The sequence below is a fragment of the Minwuia sp. genome, assembly GCF_048007105.1.
Classification (GTDB): domain Bacteria; phylum Pseudomonadota; class Alphaproteobacteria; order Minwuiales; family Minwuiaceae; genus Minwuia.
On record NZ_CP180352.1, the window covers coordinates 1,269,622 to 1,286,245 of the forward strand.

Here is a 16,624-nt window from a genome sequence, read left to right on the forward strand (position 1 = left end):
TGCCCCGGACGCCGTCCTTCGACCGCCGACCGAGGAGAGACCGCCATGTACATCGCGATGAACCGCTTCCGTATCGTGCCCGGTGAGGAAGAAGCCTTCGAGACCGTCTGGAAGGAACGCGACACGCACCTGAAGGAGGTCCCCGGCTTCGTCGAGTTCCACCTTCTGAAGGGGCCGAAGGAAGACGACCATACGCTCTACGCCTCCCACACCGTCTGGCAGAGCCACGCCCATTTCGAGGCGTGGACGAAGTCGGAGGCCTTCCGCGCCGCCCATGCCGGCGCCGGCGACCGCCGCCACATCTATCTCGGTCATCCCGTCTTCGAAGGCTTCGAGGTGGTCCAGCAGATCTGACTGCGAAGCCGGTTGCCCGGCCGGCCTGCGCCGCGTTTACCTTTGCGTCATGGCTCGTAACTGACTATGGTTCAGTTGCGAGGTGTTCGGGATTTCCAGGTGATGGAGCTTTGATCATGGCCGTTGTCGAGCAGAGCGAAAACATGGTGGGCGGCTACCACCGTGCGGGCGAGGCGGAACTGGCGCATCTGCCGGGCAAGCCCAGCAGGATTCCACTCAAGGGCACCATCGATTTCATCAAGGATCCGCTGGGCACGACCATGCAGGCCCATGCGGACTACGGCAATGTCTACAAGTCCCGGACCTTCATGCAGTGGTCGGTCTCGATGCTGGGCCCGGACGCGCTCGAGGCCGTGCTGATGGACAAGGAGAAGAACTTCTCCTCCCGCGCCGGCTGGCATCACATGCTCAGCCGCCTGTTTTCCGACGGGCTGATGCTGCGCGATTTCGACGATCACCGCGCGCACCGCAAGATCATGCAGGTGGCGTTCAAGCCGGCGCCGATGAAGGACTATCTGCTGCGCATGAACGGGGGTATCGACCAGCGTCTGGACGAATGGGCGAAGGCGCCGGCGTTCAACTTCTACCCGCAGATCAAGCAGCTTACCCTCGACCTCGGCGCCAGCGTCTTCCTCGGCATCGATGCCGGCCCCGAGGCGCGCAAGATCAACCAGGCCTTCGTCGACGAGGTCGCGGCCTCGATTTCCATCGTCCGCCGGCCGGTGCCTGGCCTGAAGATGTACAAGGGCGTGAAGGCGCGGCAGTTCCTGTCCGACCTGTTCGGCCGGCTGATCGAGGAGCGCCGCGGTGCGGAGACGCCCGGCGACGACATGTTCAGCCAGCTCTGCCACGCCGAGTCGGATGAGGGGCAGATGCTCACCGACCAGGAGATCATCGATCACATGAACTTCCTGCTGATGGCGGCGCATGACACCACCACCAGTTCGCTGACGACGATGATCTGGGCGCTGGCTGCGCATCCGGAATGGCAGGAGCGCATCCGCCGCGAAGTCGCCGAGATCGGCGGCGAGCATCTGAGCTACGAGGACGTGGCGAAGATGGACGTGGCCGAGCGCGTCTTCAAGGAAGCGCTGCGCATGATCCCGCCGGTGCCGTTCATCCCGCGCCGCGTCGTCCGCGAGTTCGAGTTCGAGGGCATCCGCATCCCGGCCGGCGCCAATGTCTCGGTCAGCCCGGGCTACGTCCACATGATGCCGGAGCTTTGGACCGAGCCGACGAAGTTCGATCCCGACCGCTTCAGCCCCAACCGCGCCGAGGACCGTAACCACCGCTTCGCCTGGGCGCCCTTCGGCGGCGGCGCGCACAAGTGCCTCGGCATGCACTTCGCCTACATGCAGGTGAAGGCCTTCGCCTTCCAGCTGCTGCAGCGATTCGAGGTGAAGATCGAGCCGGGCTACGAACCGAAATGGGCACGGATCCCGATCCCGAAGCCGCTCGACGGCTTGCCGGTGAAGCTCGAGAAGCTGTAGGCTGCCACGCAAGTGATAAGAACATGACGCCAAGCTAAGAAGGCAATATTCAGGCCGACCAATCAGCGATTTCCAAGAATCTGATACATCTCCATGCGTTCGTCACTATCCACTAGTCCCGAATTCGACAACGTATCCAAACAATAAATTGATACAGTCTCGTCCATCCAACTATTTTTCTCGCTTTGGATCTCTAGGAGCGCGTACGCACCTCCAATATCAAATAGGACGCTGACGAGTGTCTGGACGAGCGAACCTGATGCCAGTGAGGCTTCCCAAGCGCTAGATCGCCCGGGGTAGGAATGGCCAATTTTTGTCATACTTGCTGGGGGCGCTTCAAATACACTAAAACTCCTGGAGAATTGTTTGTCCATTTTTTTATATCGGATAATACCATTGATCGAATACCCACTTTCTACTGAATCTTGTCGCCCTCCTTTGGGATTTTGATAATAACCGAATCTCGATTCTATTTCAGCGATAATAAAAATGATTACATTTTTTTGCTGCGATTCGTTTAGGTATTTTTCATCACATTGATGCGATAAATGGGTATTTATACCCATTCGCGCTCCAAAGTCCGCTAGAAGCGATTCAATACTGAAATCCCCCGCCCATCTTTTGCTTGATTGCAATGTCTCACAAATAAAAATGTATTTAACACTAGGATCATAAACCTCATGATTGCGAGAATCTAAAGCCGCCGTAAATAACTTGTGAAATTTGCCCTGAGGGTAAGCAGACAAATGCTCTCTTATTTTTTCAAAATTTGGATCAAGAAAAATACTCACATAGGATTCCTTTTCTCGCGCCGCTAAATCATGCTGTGTTTTTCGCGCCCAAGACGTGCGGATATCTTCTTTAATTCTCTTGTCAGTAATATTCTCAATCACGGATTCATAAATGTACTCGCTATTAATTAGTAGTATTATAGCTTTGGCTGAATGTTCGAAAAGCAAAATATTCATAGTTGAAATTAAGAAAAATATACAGGCGATCATTGCAGTGAAATTAAATCTATTGAAATAAAATTTTGCAGAAAAATTTGAAAACGACTCGAAGAATGGTAAGAGGAAAATTGACAAAAATGTAAAAAATACTGCAAAAATATAAAAAAGTGGAGATAGACCGACTAATCTAGAAGAATAGCTTATCAAAATTAGAGTAAAAAAAGAAATAAAAGAGCACAGAAGAATTGAAAAAATGATATTTTCTTTTGAAAAAACAAGAAATTTTAACACATTTTTCCGGCTATTTTTGTTGTGATCAAAAGTTATTTGAATAACTTCAAGTAATAACAACGAAATTGAAGCAAAAATCAAAAACCCCGGCGCAACGATTTCCATCTGCGAAATTCCCCAGCGGTTAGAACGACAAGGACCTCACTAGGTAAATGATTTCAAACTGCAGCCCAGCCATCATTTTCAACGATAACTAGGGTACGCAGCAATTTACCGAATTCAAATGTACTCGAGAACGCGACTGTTGGGTATTCTATTTGAACGAGCGGCTAATTTATCAGCAGTTCCTCGGCCCGGCGCCGCATGGCGTCGGTCAGCGGGATCGCCGTGTTGCCGGTCAGGTGCACGACCGTACCGGTGGCCGAGGCGACGCAGACGTCATCCTTGAAGATGCCCTGTCCGACGGTCAGCGAGGTGCGGCCGACACGGGCGACGCCGGTGCCGATCCGGACCTCGCCGGGATAGTGGCTCTCGCGCAGGAAATTCACCGTGACCGAGGCGGCGATGAAACGGTTGCCCGCTTCCAGCAGCGGCCGGATCTCGAGGTCCATGAAGTTGAGCCGGCCGGTTTCCGCATACGCGGCGAAGGCCACATTGTTCACGTGGCCGGCCTGGTCGGTGTCGCTGAACCGGATCCTGTCGGTGATCCAGTAACGGTAGGCGTCCGCCCGGGTCAGTTCCGGTCCGGACGCCGCGCTGTCGGCCGCCATCAGACGGTCCAGGTCGAACCGGAGTGGAGCAGTTCCGACACGGTCTTGATCCGGGCCTGATGGGCCATGGTCTCGTTCTGACGCGCCACCGCCGCCTCGTAGGTGACATCGGCCGGGTTGTTGTAGAGCACGCCGACGGCGACCGGAAAGTCCGGGCGCTCCATGCCGGCCAGCATCTGGGCAAGCATCCTGTTGGTCTCGTCGTGAACGATGACATCGTCCAGGCTGACGCCGTTCTCGCCGAGCTCGACCACTTCCAGACGCAGGGTCTTCGGGTTCAGGTGCAGGCCCATCTTGTTCTCCGGGCCGAACAGCAGCGGCTCGCCGTGCTGCACGTGTACCTGCGCGAAGTCCGAGACGGACTTGTCGGTCACGCTGTCGAAGATGCCGTCATTGTAGACGATGCAGTTCTGCAGGATCTCGACGAAGGACGCGCCCTTGTGGTCGTGGGCGCGCTGCAGGATGCCCGGCAGTTCCTTCTGGCCGCGGTCGATGCCGCGGGCCACGAAGCGGGCGCCGACGCCCAGCGCGGTCACGCAGGGCGACAACGGGTGATCGACCGAACCGGCCGGCGTCGAGGGCGAGCGGGTGCCCATGCGCGAGGTCGGTGAGGCCTGGCCCTTGGTCAGGCCGTAGATCTCGTTGTTGAACAGCAGGTAGTTCACGTCGACGTCGCGGCGCAGCACATGCATCAGATGGTTGCCGCCGATCGACAGCGAGTCGCCGTCGCCGGAGACGATCCAGACGTCCAGCTCCGGGTTTGCCAGCTTGATGCCGGTGGCGAAGGCCGGGGCGCGGCCGTGGATGGTGTGGAAGCCGAAGGTCTCGACATAATAGGGGAAGCGTGCGGCGCAGCCGATGCCGGAGACGAAGACGACGTTCTCCGGCGGCGTGCCGATATCGGCCAGCGCCTTCTGCACGCCCTTCAGGATGGCGTAGTCGCCGCAGCCGGGGCACCAGCGCACTTCCTGATCGGTGGCGAAATCCTTGGGCGTGAAGTTGATCGCGGTTTGCTCGTTCATGGTCGTTACTCCTGCCCGTCCAGGGCCTGGCGGATGGCGGCCTCGATCTCGGCGATCTTGAAGGGCAGCCCCTGCACCTTGGTCAGCGGTTCGATCGGCAGCACGTATTCCGACCGCAGCACGGTCGACAGCTGTCCGTGGTTCATCTCCGGGCAGATCACGCGGTCGAAGCCCTTCAGCAATTCGCCGAGGTTCCGCGGCAGCGGCCAGATATGGCGCAGATGGATGTGGCTGACGTCGTAGCCGTCGTCGCGCGCATTGCCCACCGCACGGCTGATCGGGCCATAGGTCGAGCCCCAGCCGATGATGGCGAGCTTGCCGGTCTGGTTGCCCTGATCGACTTCCTGCTCGGGGATGTGGTCGGCGACCTTCGCGATCTTGGCGTGGCGCACATCGGTCATGCGCTGGTGGTTCGCCGGATCGTAGGAGATGTGGCCGGTGTCGAAATCCTTCTCGATGCCGCCGACGCGGTGCATCAGCCCCGGTGTTCCCGGCACGGCCCAGACACGGGCCAGCGTGTCCGGATTGCGCTTGTAGGGCGAGAAGTCCTCGGTCTCGGTGTGATGCCTGACCGGGAATTTCTCGAAGCTGTCGTAGTCCGGAATCTTCCAGGGTTCGGAGGCATTGGCGACGTAGCCGTCGGTCAGCAGCATGACCGGGGTCATGAACTGGACCGCCAGGCGGCAGGCCTCGATCGCCGTCTCGAAGCAGTCGCCGGGCCCGTTCGAGGCGAGCACGACCAGCGGGCTGTCGGCATTGCGGCCGAACACCGCCTGGTAGAGGTCCGACTGCTCGGTCTTGGTCGGCATGCCCGTCGAGGGACCTGCGCGCTGCGAATTCACGACCACCAGCGGCAATTCCACCATGATCGCGAGGCCGATGGCCTCGGCCTTCAGCGCGATGCCCGGTCCCGACGAAGAGGTGATGCCCAGCTGTCCGGCGTAGGACGCGCCGATGGCGGAGCAGACCGCCGCGATCTCGTCCTCGGCCTGGAAGGTGGTGATGTCGAACTGCTTCAGCCGCGACAGGGTGTGCAGCAGCGTCGAGGCCGGCGTGATGGGGTAGGAGCCGAAGAACATCGGCAGCTCGGCCAGCTGCGCGCCCGCGACCAGACCCCAGGCCAGGGCCTCGGCGCCGGTGATGTTGCGGTAGACGCCCGGCTCGACCGAGGCTTCCCGGACCGTGTAGCCGAGGATGCCGCGCGGCAGTTCGGCGGTCTCGCCATAGGCGTGACCGGCGTTCAGCGCCGCGATGTTGGCGGCGGCCACGTCCGGCTTGGACTTGAACTTGGCCTGCAGCCAGTCGACGGAAGACTGCCGCCGGCGACCGTAGAGCCAGTAGACCAGACCCAGCAGCCACATGTTCTTGCAGCGCAGGCCGTCCTTGTTGCCGAGCCCGAATTCCTTGACCGATTCCAGGACCAGCCTGGAGACGTCGATCTCGATGACCTGGTAGCCCTCCAGGCTGCCGTCTTCCAGCGGGTTGCTGACATAGCCGGCCTTGCGCAGGTCACGGTCCTTGAAGGTGCCGGCATCGACGATGACCAGTCCGCCTTCGCGGAGATTGCCCAGATTGACCTTCAGCGCCGCCGGGTTCATCGCGACCAGCACGTCCGGTTGGTCGCCGGCGGTCATGATCTTCCGGGCACCGAAATTGATCTGGAACGCCGAGACGCCGAAGGTCGTCCCGACGGGCGCGCGGATTTCGGCTGGGAAATCCGGGAATGTCGCCAGATCGTTGCCGGTCAGCGCCGTGGAGTGAGTGAACTGGGTTCCGGTAAGCTGCATGCCGTCGCCCGAGTCGCCCGCGAAACGGACGACGACTGATTCGAGAACCTCGCGATGGCCCTCGCGCGGTTCGATGACCTCTGCCGTATTGGACATGTCTGAAACGTTCTGCCTGATCGCTGTGTAGAATACGCGCCCTCCCCGACGCGGCGACGGAGACTGAATCGGGGCCAGCCCGCCGCATCGCGCAACATAGGACGATGACCCCGCCGCGGCAACGGCTGCCGCAACAGTGACGCAACAATCCCCCGTGACAGCCGAAGCCGGAACTGGCGCGATACGCATCCGACCTGTCACCCCCGCCTTGTGCGGGGGTCCGGTCAGCCTATGCTCCTCGAATGCCGACGAACTATTTTGTCTATCTGCTGACCAATCATCGAAACGGCGTTTTCTATTGCGGCGTAACCAATGATCTTGCGCGCCGCTGCGGCCAACATGCGATGCAGACAGGAAACAGCTTCACCCGGCGCTATGGGGTGCGCTATCTGGCCTGGTATGAAGTTCACGATCATATCGACGTCGCCATCAGCCGCGAGAAGCGCATCAAGCGTTGGCCGCGCGCATTCAAGTTCAACGTCATTGAAAGCGTGAACCCGGGTTGGCGTGACCTGTCCGCAATCCTCAACGGTGGTTCGATTGATGATTGTCCGCCCATACCGGACCCCCGCACAAGGCGGGGGTGACAGCGAGGTGACGGTGGATGACTGAAGAGAAAGTTTCTGGACCGGATGGCGACGGCGAACGGATCGCCAAACGGCTGGCGCGGGCGGGTGTGGCGAGCCGGCGCGAGGTCGAGCGCATGATCGAGGCCGGCCGGGTGAAGCTGAACGGCCGCGTGCTGAAGACGCCTGCCGTTCTGGTCGGCCCCGACGACGCCATCGAGGTCGATGGCAAGCCAGTCGGCGCGCCGGAACCGCCGCGGATCTGGCGCTATCACAAGCCTGCCGGACTGGTCACGACCGCGCGGGACGATCAGGGCCGCGCGACCATCTTCGAGCACCTGCCGAAGCGGATGCCGCGGGTCATGTCCATCGGACGGCTGGACCTGAACTCCGAGGGCCTGCTGCTGCTGACCAATGACGGTGGGCTCAAGCGGAAGCTGGAACTGCCCTCGACCGGCTGGCGACGGACCTACCGCGTGCGGGCCTTCGGCGAGATCACCGATGCAGGGCTGGAGAAGCTGCGCCGGGGCGTCACGGTCGACGGCGAGCGGTTCCAGCCGATGGAGATCGAGGTGGAGAAGGCCTCGGGCAAGAATATCTGGCTGCAGGCAGTGCTGACCGAGGGCCGGAACCGCGAGGTGAGGCGCGCGCTCGACACGGTCGGGCTGACCGTGAACCGGCTGATCCGGGTCGGTTACGGCCCCTTCGCGCTGGGTCAGATGCCCCGCGGCCGCGTCGAGGAGGTGCCGGGCTTCGAGATGCGCAAGGCGCTCCGCGGGGTGCTGGAAATGCCGAGGACGCGCGATGCGGATCGTCGGCGGTAGAAGCCGTGGCCTGAAGCTGGCCGAGGTCGAGACGCGGGACATCCGCCCGACGACCGACCGGACGCGGGAGGCGCTGTTCAACATCCTCGCCCACGATCCCGACCTGCGCAGCGAGGCGGGACCGTTCCCGGCAGGCGCCCGCGTGGCCGACGTCTTCGCCGGGACCGGTGCGCTTGGGCTGGAGGCCTATTCGCGCGGCGCGGCCCATGTCAGCTTCATCGAGAAGGGCGGCGAGGCGCTGAAGATCCTGAAGGCCAATATCGCGAAGCTGAAGGCCGGCGGGGCCAGCGACATCCTGGAGCGCGACGCGCTGTCGCCGGGTCCGGCCCGGCGGCGCGCGGACCTCGTCCTGATGGACCCGCCCTATGGCGAGAACCTGACCGGCCGAGCGCTGACGGCGCTGAACCGGGACGGATGGATCGGTCCGGATACGGTGATTGTCGTGGAAACCGACAAGCGCGATGCGGTCGAGGCGCCCCCGGGCTTCGAGGTCACGCGCCAGCGCGACTACGGCCGCACCCGGCTGCATTTCCTGCGGCTCCTTTAAAGCGCTGTGTGGTTCCCATATGGGGAGTCCGGGCGAATGGGCGCCCGTGAAAAGCGTCGAAAGGAGAACAACAAATGAGTGACGCCGTTTATCGCAAGATCGAGGTCGTCGGCTCCTCCGAAACCAGTATCGAGGATGCCATCCAGGGCGCTGTCGCACGCGCCAACAAGAAGCTGCGCAACGTCGAATGGTTCGAGGTGGTCGAGACCCGCGGCCATGTCACCGACGGCAAGGTCGGTCACTACCAGGTGGTGCTCAAGATCGGTTTCCGCATGGAGTGACCGCGCCCGACGCGCTGGTCCGGCCGCGGGGGCAGCCCTAGGTTCGGCGCATGAAAGCGCTTTGGGGCCTCGCCCTCGGAAACTTCGCGGTCGGCACCGGCGCGCTCGTCGTGGCCGGCATCCTGCCGGACATCGCCCGAGACACCGGCGTCACCGACGCCGGGGCCGGGCAACTCATCACCGTCTATGCGGTCACCTACGCGGTCTGCGCCCCGCTCGTCGGTGCGCTGACCGGCAATATCGACCGTCGACTGCTGCTCGCCGCGTCGGCCTTCCTGATCGCAGCGGCCAACGCGCTGGCGGCCGTCTCCACCGAGTTCTCATGGCTGCTGGCGGCGCGCGTGGCCGCCGCCGTCGGCGCAGCGCTGTTCTCGCCCGGCGCGGCAGCCGTCGCGACCATGATGGTGCCGCCCGAACGCGTGGCGAGCGCCATCTCCATCGTCTTCGGCGGTTTCGTCATCTCCTCGCTGCTCGGCGTGCCGCTCGGCACCTGGATCGGCGGCGCATTCGGCTGGCCGGTCACATTCTGGTTCGTCGCTGCGCTGGCGGCCCTGGCTGGCATCACGACCCTGTTCGCCATCCCCGGCGGTCTGCGCGCCGAGGGTGCGAGCTTCCGGGCCCTCGGGCGGGTTCTGGCCGACCGGCGGCTGATGGTGGCGCTCTCGATGGGCGCCACGAACATGGCCAGCCAGTTCATCCCCTATACCTTCATCGCCCTGCTGCTGATCCAGTGGGCAGGCGCGACGACCGAGGGCATCACCGCGGTCTTTCTGACTTTCGGACTGGCCAGCCTGGTGGGCAATGTCATCTCGGGTCGGGCTTCTGACCGCTTCGGACCCGAGCCGACGCTGCTGGCGGGCATGATCGCGCTGCCGCTGGTTCTGGCGGGGCTGGGCTTGATGCAGTTCGGCCTGGTGGCCGCGGCGGTGCTGCTGGCTGTCTGGGGCATGTGCGGTTTCAGCTTCGCCGCGGCCCAGCAGGCGCGGCTGGTCCGGCTCGCGCCGGACCTGCGCGGCGTGGTGCTCTCGCTGCACGCCTCGTCGATGTATGTCGGCCAGGCGCTGGGCGCGGCGGTCGGCGCGCTGGTGCTGCAGGACGTCGGCATGTCGGCGCTGGGCTGGGCCGGCGCGGCGATGGCCCTGCTGACCCTGACGCTGTTCATGGTCTCACGCTGGCAATGGCGGGGCCATCGGCCTCTCTGAGTGCCCGGACTATAGGCAACCCCGCGGTCAGTCCCTAGATTGGGCGCAGAACAAGGAGACCCCATGCCCGATACCGTGACCGCCGAACATCACCTGACGCTGCTGGACGATCTGCTGAAGCGCGCCAAGGCGCTCGGGGCCGACGCCGCCGATGCGGTGATGGTCCGATCGGATTCCGTCGGGGCATCCTGGCGTATGGGCAAGCCGGAGGATCTGGAACGCTCGGAAAGCACCGATGTCGGTCTCCGCGTGATGATCGGGCAGCGGCAGGCGGTCGTCGCCACCACAGACCTCAACCCGGCCGGGTTCGACGAACTGGCCGAACGCGCGGTCGCCATGGCCCGCGTCAGCCCCGTCGACAAGTATTGCGGTCTCGCCGACCCGTCGCTCTATGCGGCCGAAGTGCCGACGCTGGATCTGGACGATCATCCGGACAAGGACGCCGAGCGCCTGATCGAGCGCGCCCGCACTGCCGAGGAAGCCGCCCTGGCCGTGGATGGCGTCAAGCAGTCCGAAGGCGGCGGCGCCAGCGCCGGGCGTAGCATGGTGGCGCTGGCCATCCGCGGTCCCGAGGCCCGGTTCGAGGCGTCCTACAGCGCGTCCAGCCACAGCGTTTCCTGTTCCGTCATCGCCGAGGACGGGCAGGGACACATGGAGCGTGACTACGATTTCAGCTCGGCCCGTCATTTCGAGGATGTCGGCAGCCCGTCCGAGGTCGGCCGGCAGGCGGCGCTGAATGCGGTGCGCCGCGTCGGTTCGCGCAAGATGGGTTCGGGCAAGCTGCCCGTCGTTTTCGATCCCCGTGTCGCCAACGGTCTGGTGGGGCATTTCGCTCAGGCGATCAACGGCTCGGCGGTGGCGCGCGGCACCTCCTTCCTGAAGAACCGGATGGGCGAGGAGATCTTCAAAGAAGGTATCCGCATCGTCGACGATCCGCTCCGGCGGCGGGGGCTGCGCTCCCGTCCGGTCGATGGCGAGGGCGTCGCCGTGCGCCGCATGAACCTGATCGATGACGGTGTCTTGCAGAGCTGGATCCTGGATACCTCGACCGCCCTGCAACTGGGTCTGGAGACCACAGGCCATGCCGGCCGCGGCACCGGCGGTCCGCCCTCGCCCGGACCCAGCAATCTCTATCTGGAAGCCGGAAGCCAGACCGTCGAAGAACTGATCGCTGACATCGGGGAAGGCTTCTATGTCACCGAACTGATCGGCTTCGGCATCAACTACGTCACCGGCGACTACAGCCGCGGCGCCGCCGGGTTCTGGATCGAGAACGGCAAGTTCGCGCATCCGGTCTCGGAGATGACGGTCGCCGGAAATCTGAAGGACATGTTCCTGTCGCTGACGCCCGCTGACGATCTGGCGTTCCGCTATGGCACCAACGCGCCGACGGTCCGCATCGACGGCATGACCGTCGCCGGAGCCTGACGCGCTTGGCCGTCGCGCAGGAACGGAAGGCCGATCACAGCCTTCTCATGTCCACGGTCCGGGAGGCCGGGGCGCTGGCGCTCGACTATTTCGAGACCGATCTGAAGACCTGGGACAAGGGCGGCGATCATCCGGTCACCGAGGCGGACATCGCCGTCGACCGCCTGCTGCGTGAGCGGCTGGTCGGCGCGCGCTCGGATTATGGCTGGCTGTCGGAAGAGACCGCGGACGACCTGAACAGGCTCGACCGGCGGCGCGTCTGGATCGCCGACCCGATCGACGGCACGCGCGCCTTCATGCGCCAGGTGCCGGAGTTCACCATCTGCGTGGCGCTGGTCGAGGACGGCGTGCCGGTGCTGGGCGCGGTCTACAACCCGGCCAAGGACGAGTTCTTCGAGGCTGTCCGGGGCGGCGGCGCTCGGCTCAACGGCCGCCGCATCACGCCGTCGGCGGTGGACAATTCCGGCGATGCGCACTTTCTGACCGGCAAGCGGAACATGACCTATTTCGACTGGCCGAAGCCGGGCGAGGAGATGCTCTGCACCTGGATGAATTCCATCGCCTACCGCATGGCGCTGGTCGCCTGCGGTCGTTTCGACGCGGCGATCTCGATGGCTGGCAAGCATGACTGGGACATCGCCGCCGCCGACCTGATCCTGACCGAGGCCGGTGCGAAGTGCACGACGGTCCAGAACGGCGGCTTCACCTACAACCGCGAGCGCCCGCGTCACCCCAACCTCATCGCCTGCGGCCCCAACCTGCACGCCGAACTGCTCGACGTGCTGGGCCGGGGGTAGGGGGCAAGTCGGAACTCTCTGCCGTCCCCGGGCCTGACCCGGGGACCTTACGGTTCCGCCGCCGCGGCGGTGGCGATCCCAGACCCCCGGGTCAGGCCCGGGGACGGCAGGGCAGAGTGGCAGTCATGCCCTACAGCTCCCCGACCTTCACGACCTGCTTGCCGAAATTCTCGCCCTTCAGCATGCCGATGAAGGCCGCCGGGGCGTTCTCCAGGCCGTTGGTGATGTCTTCGGCGACCGTCATGCGGCCGGCGGCGATGTGATCGGCAGTTTCCTCGATGAACTGCTCGATCAGATGGCTGTGGTCGCGGACGACGAAGCCCTGGACGTTCAGCCGCTTCGAGACGATCTCGTTGAGGTTCTTCAGGTGATACGGCTCGTGCTCGTTGTACTGGCTGATCATGCCGCACATGGCGAAGCGCGCGAACGGATTGGCCTGGACCAGTACAGCGTCGAGATTGGCCCCGCCGACATTCTCGAAATTCACGTCGATGCCGTCGGCGCAGTAGAGCCGGAGCGCTTCCGGGATGGACGGCACGGTCCGGTAGTTGAAACCGTCGTGGAAACCGCACTCGCCGACGACGAACCGGACCTTCTCGTCGGTGCCCGCCGAGCCGATCACGCGTGCGCCGGCGATGCGGGCCAGTTGCCCCGCGACCTGGCCGACCGCGCCCGAGGCAGCGGAGACGTAGACGGTCTCGCCCTCCTTCGGCTGGCCGATCAGCGTCATGCCGACATAGGCGGTCAGTCCGGGAAACCCGAGCGTGCCGAGATAATGCGAGAGCGGGGCCTTCGCCGGATCGACGACGCGCAGGCTCTCCCCGCCGCGGGCCACCGACCGCTCGGCCCAGTCGAGCATGCCGAAGACGCAGTCGCCCTCCCTGAAATCCTTGTTCCGGCTGCTCTCGACGACGCCGATGACGCGGCCGAACAGCGGCTGGCCGATCTGGAAACCGGCGGCATAGGCGACGCCGCCATCGTTCATCAGCCCGCGCATGTAGGGATCGACGGACATGTAGAGATGCCGGACCAGCACGTCGCCCGGATCCAGCAACGGCATGTCGGCCTCGCGAACGGCGAAATTCTCCGGGACGACCCAGCCGTCAGGCCGGCTCGCCAGTACGATCTGACGTGTCTGCATCTTGACCCTCCCCTGCCGCTTTCATTGAAGCGGCTGGGCCGTACCATCGCAAGCCGAGGATGGTCAGATCGTCCGACGGATCTGCAGTGCCGGCATGCGTTTTCACGTCGCCATAGATCGTCGCCTGAATCGCCTCGGCGTCGGCTTTCTCCGGAAGTTCGGACAACAGCCGCGTCAGCCGGGGATTGCCGTAGAGTTCCCCGGCTTCATTCATGGCCTCCCCGATGCCGTCGGTGGTGATCAGCATGGTCTCGCCGGGGCTGAACCGATGTTCGGCGGGCATGTAGGGGAAGTCATCCATGACGCAGATCGGCGGGCCGCCGCCGCCGGCGAGGGGCGCCGGTTCGCCGCCGCTGCCCGGCGTGAACAGCAGCGGCGGCTCGTGACCGGCATTGCAGAAGGCCATCTCGCCCGTGTTCAGATCGATGATCGCTGCGAACAGGGTGACGAACAGCATGTCCGGGTTCTCGCGGCTGATCTCGTTGTTGGCGGCGGCGGTGATCTCGTCGATTCCCTCGATGCCGCGCATCACGGCCGACTTGTAGAGGGCTTTGGCCACCGCCATGAACAGGCTGGCGGGCACGCCCTTGCCGGCCACGTCGCCGACCGCGACGAACAGGTGATCCTCGTCGATCAGGAAGAAGTCGTAGAGATCGCCGCCGACATCGCGGGCCGGCTCGAGCATTGCCGCCAGCGAATAGCGGGGATCGTTGATATGCACGTCCTCCAGCTTGGGCAGCAGGTTGAACTGGATGTCGCGGGCGGCGTCCAGCTCGCCCTGGATGCGGGCCCGCTCCTCGCGCTGGCGCTGCAGGTTGAAGGACAGCGCCCGCCGCTGCGCGACCGAGAGCTGCAATGTTGTGAGCAGCATGGTGATGCCGATCAGGATCCCGGCGATGCTCGGCCCGATGGTGAAGATGATGATCTGCGTGAGGGCGAAGACGATGCCACCGACCGCGATCACCAGCGCCAGCGTTCCGATGACCACGGGCGCGCTGAAGACCGGCCGCATCTTCGGCACGATGAAGATGAACAGGACCCCGGCTCCGAGGATCATCAGCAACTCGACGATGGGCGTCCATTCGGGCCGGTAGATGAAATACTGTTCGTGCATCGCCTCGATGGCCTGGGCATGCACCTCGATGCCCGGCAGCCGGTCGCGCAGCGGCGTTGTGGGGAAATCGATCAGGCCCTGGCCGGTCAGGCCGATGATGGCGATGGCGCCTTCCAGCCTGGCCAGGGTTGCCGGGTCGCCGGCCAGAACCTTGTGCGCGGAGACATAGCGGTCCTGATAGGGCGGGGAAAAGGGGACGTACATGGTGCCGTCGGGCAGGGCGGGGATCCGCCAGTCCCCGATCCGCACGGCCTCGATATCCTCGTCGCCCTCGCCCAGCACTTCGACCTGGGCCTCCATGGCGACCCGCATCAGCTCCACGGCGAACCCCGGTGTCGGCTGGCCGTCGACCATCGCCACCAGTGGAATCCGGCGGATGATGGCGTCCCGATCCTCGATCGCGTTGACCAGTCCCCGGCCCAGCGCCGCATCCGAGATCAGCGGGATCGAACGGTCGGCACCGGGAAAGCTGCGCAACCGGCCGATCAGCTCCAGATCGTCGAAGCCGATCCGGGCCGGCGGCGGCTTGCCGTTGATGCCCTTGCCATGACGTGTGCCGGCCAGGGCGAGAACCGAATAGGTCCGGCCCAGCGCGTCGGCGAGGACCCTGTCATAGTCGGGCAGCGTCGCAAGGAAGCTCCTCAGCTGGGGCGGGACGACGGCGCCTTCCGTGATGGCCCGCGCCGGGGATTGCCGGTCCTCGTCCAGGAACAGGATATCGAGGCCGACGACCAGCGGTCCGGCCTCGGCGGTGCGGACGACCAGATCGGCGACCTTGGTGCGGGGCCACGGCCACTGGCCTTCCTCGCGGATGGACTCCTCGTCGACGGCGACGATGATCGGCAGATGGGATTCCTGCACGCGCGGCGAGATCTGCTGGTAGAGGTCGATCTGCGCCAGCCGGATCAGATTGTCGTCGCGAACAAGAACGCCTTGTATCGCCAGGCCCAGAATCAGGATGGCCAGACCGGCGGCGCGGCAGCGCCACAGGGTGAAGATCTGCATGAGGCGGTTCATCTGGCCGCGGACATCGTCCTCGGAAACGGCCTGTGTGTCGGCCGGTCCGGCCATGGTCAGGCCTCGACGGTCAGGCCGTCATAGGATGCCAGCACCTTCAGCGGCGTGTTCTCGCCCCGCATGATCTCCTCGTAACGCTGCGTTTCCGCCAGAACCTGGTCGATCTGCTCGTCGGAGTAGATCGGCTCGTGATGGAACAGGCACAGCTTCTTCACTCCGGCCTGGTGGCAGAGTTCGACCCCGACCATGTTCGAGGAATGGCCCCAGTCTTCCTTCAGCGATGTCGCCTCGGCCAGCGAATACATGCTGTCGAAGACCACGACGTCGGCGTCCCGGAAGTACTTCACGAAGTAGTCGGTGGTTTCCTTGTCCTCAAGCTTGTGCTCGCTGTCGGTGGAGTAGACCACGGTCCTGCCGCCCTTCTCGAAGCGGTAGCCATAGGAATCGCCGGCATGCAGCTGACGGAACGGCGTGACCGCCAGACCGGCGATCTCGTAGGTCTGCTCCGGCTCCAGCTGGACGAACTCGATGGTCGAGCCGAGGAACTCGAAATGCACCGGGAAGCTGGGATCGGCCTGCTGGCGTCGGTAGGCGTGCTCCAGCACGTCGTGGCAGCCATGGATACGGACCACATTGCCCGGAATGTAGGCGGGCACGAAGAAGGGGAAGCCCATGATGTGATCCCAGTGCACGTGGCTCTGGAACACGTTGTAGGTCTGCGGACTGCCGGGGCCGTGCCGCCCGAGGCAGTCGAGGGCGAAGCGCCGCGCGCCGGAGCCCATGTCGCAGACGACATACTCGTCGCCGCCGGTCTCGATCTGCACGCAGGAGCTTTCGCCGCCATAGGTGCCGCGGAGGTGGAAGGGCATTTCCCCGACGATGGCCTCGACATCCTTCGAGCCGCTGTCGAGCACCGCCTGGGCAACGCGCACGACGCGGCTGCGCATGTCGTCATTGGGCATGGCCGTGGGCACCGATCCCCGCGTGCCCCAGAACTTCACCCGCAT

The 16,624-nt window shown here is 63.9% G+C and carries 16 protein-coding genes; 9 read left to right on the forward strand and 7 right to left on the reverse strand.

Annotation, left to right across the window (positions count from 1 at the left end; translation table 11 throughout):
* Positions 1–45: 45 nt before the first annotated feature.
* Positions 46–354, forward strand: a complete 309-nt coding sequence (locus ACMVY4_RS06020) for an antibiotic biosynthesis monooxygenase family protein (protein ID WP_416899272.1) — start codon at positions 46–48, stop codon at positions 352–354.
* Positions 355–470: 116 nt separating this feature from the next.
* Entirely contained in the window at positions 471–1,844 is a 1,374-nt protein-coding gene (locus tag ACMVY4_RS06025; RefSeq protein ID WP_416899273.1) for a cytochrome P450, read from the forward strand.
* Between the two features lie 62 nt (positions 1,845–1,906).
* On the opposite strand, the gene ACMVY4_RS06030 is transcribed toward ACMVY4_RS06025, so the two are convergent.
* From ACMVY4_RS06030 to ACMVY4_RS06045, 4 genes are all read right to left on the reverse strand, one after another.
* Positions 1,907–3,190, reverse strand: coding sequence for a hypothetical protein (locus ACMVY4_RS06030; protein ID WP_416899274.1), 1,284 nt, complete (start codon positions 3,188–3,190; stop codon positions 1,907–1,909).
* Positions 3,191–3,354: 164 nt separating this feature from the next.
* Positions 3,355–3,795: an acyl-CoA thioesterase gene (locus tag ACMVY4_RS06035; protein WP_416899275.1), complete on the reverse strand. Its 441-nt coding sequence runs from the start codon at positions 3,793–3,795 to the stop codon at positions 3,355–3,357.
* Positions 3,795–4,817, reverse strand: coding sequence for a 2-oxoacid:ferredoxin oxidoreductase subunit beta (locus tag ACMVY4_RS06040; protein ID WP_416899276.1), 1,023 nt, complete (start codon positions 4,815–4,817; stop codon positions 3,795–3,797). Before ACMVY4_RS06040 ends, ACMVY4_RS06035 begins: the two co-directional genes overlap by 1 nt.
* A 5-nt stretch (positions 4,818–4,822) precedes the next feature.
* Entirely contained in the window at positions 4,823–6,700 is a 1,878-nt protein-coding gene (locus ACMVY4_RS06045; protein WP_416899277.1) for a 2-oxoacid:acceptor oxidoreductase subunit alpha, read from the reverse strand.
* A 242-nt stretch (positions 6,701–6,942) separates the two neighbouring features.
* Between ACMVY4_RS06045 and ACMVY4_RS06050 the strand changes: the two genes are divergently transcribed.
* The 7 genes from ACMVY4_RS06050 (at position 6,943) to ACMVY4_RS06080 (ending at position 12,345) form a co-directional block, all read left to right on the forward strand.
* Positions 6,943–7,287 (forward strand): GIY-YIG nuclease family protein, encoded by a 345-nt coding sequence (locus tag ACMVY4_RS06050; protein WP_416899278.1) that lies wholly within the window; start codon positions 6,943–6,945, stop codon positions 7,285–7,287.
* Between the two features lie 17 nt (positions 7,288–7,304).
* A complete protein-coding gene (locus ACMVY4_RS06055) occupies positions 7,305–8,090 on the forward strand; it encodes a pseudouridine synthase (protein ID WP_416899279.1) in 786 nt (261 codons plus the stop codon).
* Positions 8,071–8,637, forward strand: coding sequence for a 16S rRNA (guanine(966)-N(2))-methyltransferase RsmD (rsmD, locus tag ACMVY4_RS06060; protein WP_416899280.1), 567 nt, complete (start codon positions 8,071–8,073; stop codon positions 8,635–8,637). The genes ACMVY4_RS06055 and rsmD overlap by 20 nt, the downstream gene beginning before the upstream one ends.
* A gap of 74 nt (positions 8,638–8,711) precedes the next feature.
* Positions 8,712–8,918, forward strand: a complete 207-nt coding sequence (locus tag ACMVY4_RS06065; RefSeq protein ID WP_416899281.1) for a dodecin — start codon at positions 8,712–8,714, stop codon at positions 8,916–8,918.
* Between the two features lie 50 nt (positions 8,919–8,968).
* Positions 8,969–10,120, forward strand: a complete 1,152-nt coding sequence (locus ACMVY4_RS06070; protein WP_416899282.1) for an MFS transporter — start codon at positions 8,969–8,971, stop codon at positions 10,118–10,120.
* 63 nt (positions 10,121–10,183) lie between these two features.
* Positions 10,184–11,548: a TldD/PmbA family protein gene (locus tag ACMVY4_RS06075; protein ID WP_416899283.1), complete on the forward strand. Its 1,365-nt coding sequence runs from the start codon at positions 10,184–10,186 to the stop codon at positions 11,546–11,548.
* 5 nt (positions 11,549–11,553) lie between these two features.
* Positions 11,554–12,345: a 3'(2'),5'-bisphosphate nucleotidase CysQ gene (locus tag ACMVY4_RS06080; protein ID WP_416899284.1), complete on the forward strand. Its 792-nt coding sequence runs from the start codon at positions 11,554–11,556 to the stop codon at positions 12,343–12,345.
* 130 nt (positions 12,346–12,475) lie between these two features.
* Here the strand turns inward: ACMVY4_RS06080 and ACMVY4_RS06085 are convergent, their stop codons facing one another.
* From ACMVY4_RS06085 to ACMVY4_RS06095, 3 genes are read right to left on the reverse strand one after another with little or no spacing between them, the layout of a single operon-like run.
* Positions 12,476–13,486 (reverse strand): NADP-dependent oxidoreductase, encoded by a 1,011-nt coding sequence (locus ACMVY4_RS06085; protein WP_416899285.1) that lies wholly within the window; start codon positions 13,484–13,486, stop codon positions 12,476–12,478.
* On the reverse strand, positions 13,449–15,671 hold the full coding sequence (locus ACMVY4_RS06090) for a CHASE2 domain-containing protein (protein WP_416899286.1): 2,223 nt from the start codon (positions 15,669–15,671) through the stop codon (positions 13,449–13,451). The genes ACMVY4_RS06085 and ACMVY4_RS06090 overlap by 38 nt, the downstream gene beginning before the upstream one ends.
* Before the next feature lie 2 nt (positions 15,672–15,673).
* Positions 15,674–16,624, reverse strand: a complete 951-nt coding sequence (locus ACMVY4_RS06095) for an MBL fold metallo-hydrolase (protein ID WP_416899287.1) — start codon at positions 16,622–16,624, stop codon at positions 15,674–15,676.

Coding starts and splice junctions, on each gene's coding strand:
- ACMVY4_RS06065 (WP_416899281.1), top strand. CDS start 8,712: ATGAGTGACGCCGTTTATCGCAAGATCGAGGTCGTCGGCTCCTCCGAA.
- ACMVY4_RS06070 (WP_416899282.1), top strand. CDS start 8,969: ATGAAAGCGCTTTGGGGCCTCGCCCTCGGAAACTTCGCGGTCGGCACC.
- ACMVY4_RS06055 (WP_416899279.1), top strand. CDS start 7,305: ATGACTGAAGAGAAAGTTTCTGGACCGGATGGCGACGGCGAACGGATC.
- ACMVY4_RS06020 (WP_416899272.1), top strand. CDS start 46: ATGTACATCGCGATGAACCGCTTCCGTATCGTGCCCGGTGAGGAAGAA.
- ACMVY4_RS06085 (WP_416899285.1), bottom strand. CDS start 13,486: ATGCAGACACGTCAGATCGTACTGGCGAGCCGGCCTGACGGCTGGGTC.
- ACMVY4_RS06035 (WP_416899275.1), bottom strand. CDS start 3,795: ATGGCGGCCGACAGCGCGGCGTCCGGACCGGAACTGACCCGGGCGGAC.
- ACMVY4_RS06095 (WP_416899287.1), bottom strand. CDS start 16,624: ATGCGGGTGAAGTTCTGGGGCACGCGGGGATCGGTGCCCACGGCCATG.
- ACMVY4_RS06040 (WP_416899276.1), bottom strand. CDS start 4,817: ATGAACGAGCAAACCGCGATCAACTTCACGCCCAAGGATTTCGCCACC.
- rsmD (WP_416899280.1), top strand. CDS start 8,071: ATGCGGATCGTCGGCGGTAGAAGCCGTGGCCTGAAGCTGGCCGAGGTC.
- ACMVY4_RS06025 (WP_416899273.1), top strand. CDS start 471: ATGGCCGTTGTCGAGCAGAGCGAAAACATGGTGGGCGGCTACCACCGT.
- ACMVY4_RS06045 (WP_416899277.1), bottom strand. CDS start 6,700: ATGTCCAATACGGCAGAGGTCATCGAACCGCGCGAGGGCCATCGCGAG.
- ACMVY4_RS06030 (WP_416899274.1), bottom strand. CDS start 3,190: ATGGAAATCGTTGCGCCGGGGTTTTTGATTTTTGCTTCAATTTCGTTG.
- ACMVY4_RS06075 (WP_416899283.1), top strand. CDS start 10,184: ATGCCCGATACCGTGACCGCCGAACATCACCTGACGCTGCTGGACGAT.
- ACMVY4_RS06050 (WP_416899278.1), top strand. CDS start 6,943: ATGCCGACGAACTATTTTGTCTATCTGCTGACCAATCATCGAAACGGC.
- ACMVY4_RS06090 (WP_416899286.1), bottom strand. CDS start 15,671: ATGGCCGGACCGGCCGACACACAGGCCGTTTCCGAGGACGATGTCCGC.